This is a genomic window from Devosia sp. (assembly GCF_017307565.1).
In the GTDB taxonomy this organism is placed as follows: Bacteria; Pseudomonadota; Alphaproteobacteria; order Rhizobiales; family Devosiaceae; genus Devosia.
In genome coordinates this window covers 1-2,842 of sequence record NZ_JAFKHD010000280.1, presented here as the reverse complement: position 1 = coordinate 2,842, position 2,842 = coordinate 1, and the positions used below count along the sequence as shown (strand labels likewise).

The 2,842-nt window shown below is 59.9% G+C and carries 3 protein-coding genes; all 3 read right to left on the bottom strand.

Going from position 1 to position 2,842, the window contains the following annotated elements; genetic code table 11:
* Positions 1-1,412 (bottom strand): DUF5060 domain-containing protein (locus J0I64_RS08655; protein WP_291407182.1); only part of this gene is annotated, 1,412 nt, incomplete at its 3' end.
* Positions 1,413-1,456: 44 nt separating this feature from the next.
* Positions 1,457-2,281, bottom strand: coding sequence for an ATP-binding cassette domain-containing protein (locus J0I64_RS08650; protein ID WP_291407181.1), 825 nt, complete (start codon positions 2,279-2,281; stop codon positions 1,457-1,459).
* Positions 2,278-2,842: ATP-binding cassette domain-containing protein (locus J0I64_RS08645; RefSeq protein ID WP_291407180.1), on the bottom strand; the 565-nt coding region annotated here is incomplete at its 5' end. The genes J0I64_RS08650 and J0I64_RS08645, both read right to left, overlap by 4 nt.

The window sequence follows — 2,842 nt, the reverse complement described above, 5'->3', positions numbered from 1 at the left end:
AGATAGCTCAGATAGTAGCGATGCGGCTGTCCGGCCGTGGCGAACCAGGCCTGCACGCGCGGCCAATCTTCTTCGCCGGGCACCGGCTGGAAGAGCTGGGCCAGCACGACATTATCGAGCCCGCCGGCAAGAGTGGTGCGATAGGCGCCGGTCGATTTGACGGGATCGAGCCCTTCATCCGGGCCCTCTTCCAGGATTTTGCGGAGGAAGGCGATGCGCTCGACGCTTTCGCCGATCAGCTTGCCGCCCTTGGCCCACCAGAGATTTTCTTCGTCATTATAGTAGGTCTCGCCATGCGTGACGTAGCCGCCATTGACGGTGCCATCCCAGAACCGCCGGACCATCTTCTTGGCCGAGATATTGCCCCAGAGTTCGGCAATGTCACCCTCGTAGCAGCACTCGTCGATCGAGACCGGTTTTCCGTATTTTTCGCGCCAGAGCGAGGACTGGTTGGCGCCCGAGCGCTGGATGCTCGAATGGGTGATGCGCGGGTGGTTGTGGTCATAAAAGGCGAAACAATTGTGCACGCTGAGGAGGTGCCCAAAGGGGTCGTTATCCGAAATGATGTGGATGAACCGATCCCAATCGGCCATGGTCTTCGATGGCATCAGGTCATATTCATTGGCCATGGACCACCAGACATTGGGGAAGGCCGCCAGACGCGCTGTCAGGTAACGCAGATAGGCGTCATCCTCGGCCGGGCTCATTTTTGAAAAACCCCAGCGATCATAGGGGTGGAAGATGATGAGGTCAGCCTCGACGCCGATTTCGGCGAGCTGGTTGATGCGCTTTTCAAGGTGCCTGAAGTAATCCGGCTCGAAGCGGGAAAAGTCGAACGCCCAGCCATAGTCGCCGCCGAAGCGGCCGGTCCATTCGCTGGTTCCCTTCTTGGTCACCGGGAAGGGATAGCGCTCGGGCTCGTTCTGATTGTAGCGATAGTGCTTCGGGAAGACGCACATGCGGATTTTCGTGAAGGGGCCATCCTTCAGAGTCTGCAGCGTCTCTTCCTCAAGCGCATCGCCCTGCAGGTTCCACACATAGGCCGTGGTGCCGATATTGATGTAGCGGGTGCCGTCGGCATAGCGGAAATGGTGACGATTGGAGACACGCACCGGGCCATGATGACCCGGCTTTGCCGCCCCAACTTCAAAGCTGCCGCTGACCCCGTCGAGCGCCGAAACATTGCTCTGAGTTTGATACGTCCAAGTGCCCGTCGTGTCGGGCAGGAAGCGCAGCTTGAAATTGCCGTCGCCATCATAAAAGCCGTTCACCCGCACCAGGCGATCGCCCTGGCTGAACGTGGCGCGCAGCTCGACATCCTGAAACGGATTGCCCGCGCTCGGGCCTTTTAGGGTGAGTTCATACGTGGCCCACAGCGACGCGGCGCCGTTGGCAGAGGCAGAATTGGTCATCTTGCTGTCCCGTAGTCTGAAATTGGTTGGGTTTGAAATCAGGCTTAGCTGGCGACGCGTTTGCGCTCGCGCCAGCGGCTCGTGGTGGTGGGAATGGAGCTGAGCAGCAGGCGGGTATAGTCATGCTTGGGATCAGACATGACCTTTCGCGCCGGCCCGAACTCGACGACGCGCCCCTTGTTCATCACCGCCACATAGTCGGAGATGTAATAGGCCGTGGCGAGATCGTGGGTGATGTAGACAAAACTCCGCCCCGCCTCGTCGCGCAGCCGCTTGAAGAGGTTGATGATGATCATGCGCCGCGAGGCGTCGATCATCGAAACCGGCTCATCGGCCACGATCAGCTTTGGATTGGGGATCAGCGCCCGCGCCACCGAAATGCGCTGCAATTCACCGCCCGAGAACTGGGCCGTGTATTTGCCGCGCACCTCTTCATAGTTGAGGCCCACATTTTTGAGCGCCTCGGCCACCGCATTCTCGGCCTGGATGCCATCCATGCCCGCCACGCGCCGCGCCGTCTCTTCGAGATAGACATCCACCGGACGATAGCGGCTGAAAGCTTCAAAGGGATTCTGGAAAATCGGCTGCACCAGCCCCAGAAAGTCTTTCTTGTTGGGGATGGCACCCTGCCCGGCGACCACTTGGTCATAGACAATGGCCCGGCCCGAGGTCGGCGTTTCCAGCCGCAGCAGCGTCTTGGCCAGTGTGGTCTTGCCGCTGCCGGATTCGCCGACAACGGCGATCACTACCGGCTTGTCGCTTTCGACGGTGATGTTGACGTCGTTGAGCGCCTGGATCTGCTTGGCGTTGACGATGCCGCCGAGGCGATAGGTCTTATTGAGATTTTCGGTCTTGAGAATGAAGGTCATGCCGAAACTCCCTCGCGCTGGCGGGCAGGCTGGGCGACGAAGTGGCCCGGCTTCACCTCGATGAGATTGGGTTCGACGCGGAAGGCGCGGTCGCCACCGGCGCCGGCCTGGCTCGCCATCACGCCGCGCATGCTGTCATCGCCAATGGTGGGCAGGCTATCGATCAGCATTTTCGTATAGGCGTGCTGGGGATCGGCAAACACGCTGTCGGTATCGCCATATTCGACGACACGACCGGCATACATGATCAGCATTTTCTGGGTGACCTGATAGTGGACGCCCATGTCGTGCGAGACGACGAGGATGGTATTGCCCATTTCCTCCTGCAGCTCCATGAGCAGCATGAGAATGTCCTTCTGCACGACGACGTCGAGAGCCGTGGTTGGCTCATCGGCAATGATCAGCTCGGGCTGGAAGAAGGTTGCGAGCGCAATCATCATGCGCTGCCGCATGCCGCCCGAAAGCTGGTGCGGATAGGAATCCATCGCCTCCGGCGGCAGCCCAAGTTTTCCGATGTAAGCGCGCGCCCGCTCCAGCACCCGCTTCTTGTTGCTGTCGGTG

Excerpts from the sequence above, each read along its gene's own strand:
- J0I64_RS08650 (WP_291407181.1), bottom strand. The coding sequence starts at position 2,281 with ATGACCTTCATTCTCAAGACCGAAAATCTCAATAAGACCTATCGCCTC.